This is a genomic window from Blastococcus sp. KM273128 (assembly GCF_021698975.1).
Lineage (GTDB): Bacteria > Actinomycetota > Actinomycetes > Mycobacteriales > Geodermatophilaceae > Blastococcus.
The window spans coordinates 1-478 of the sequence record NZ_SSXA01000185.1; the positions used below are offsets into that span (position 1 = coordinate 1).

The 478-nt window shown below is 79.9% G+C and carries 1 pseudogene; it reads right to left on the reverse strand.

Going from position 1 to position 478, the window contains the following annotated elements:
* A pseudogene (locus tag E9529_RS21510) lies at positions 1-478 on the reverse strand (hypothetical protein); the annotation flags it as partial.

Here is a 478-nt window from a genome sequence, read left to right on the forward strand (position 1 = left end):
GCGGATGAACCGCTCCTGGGCGGCGGAGGGGTCGTGCCCGGCCACGGTCGGCGGGCGGCGCAGCAGCGGGCAGCCGCAGTCGGCGGCGGCGCCGTGTTCCGGGCAGCCGCGTGCGGTGAGCCGGTGCAGCTCGGCGGCGGTCGCGGTGGCCAGCAGCGCCCCGTCCTCGCCGGTGACCGCCACCGCCAGGCTCCCGCCGGGCGGGGCCTGCACGCCCAGGGCGCCGAGCCGTGCCATGAGCTCGCGGAGGTGGCCGGCGGTGATCGGGGTGCCGTTCACGCTCGGCCCCGTCTCGCCATCGAGGCCACCTCGTGCGACGGGTGCGCCGGCCCCCACCGGCCCGTCCAGGGCACCCAGGGGGGCCAGCACCGTGACGTGCCCGGTCATCGCGGGGCGGGAGGTGTCCCAGGGCCGCAGCACCAGCGCGGCGTGCGCCTCGGCCCGGAGCACCCCGATCGGGCGGTCGTCGCCACCGGTG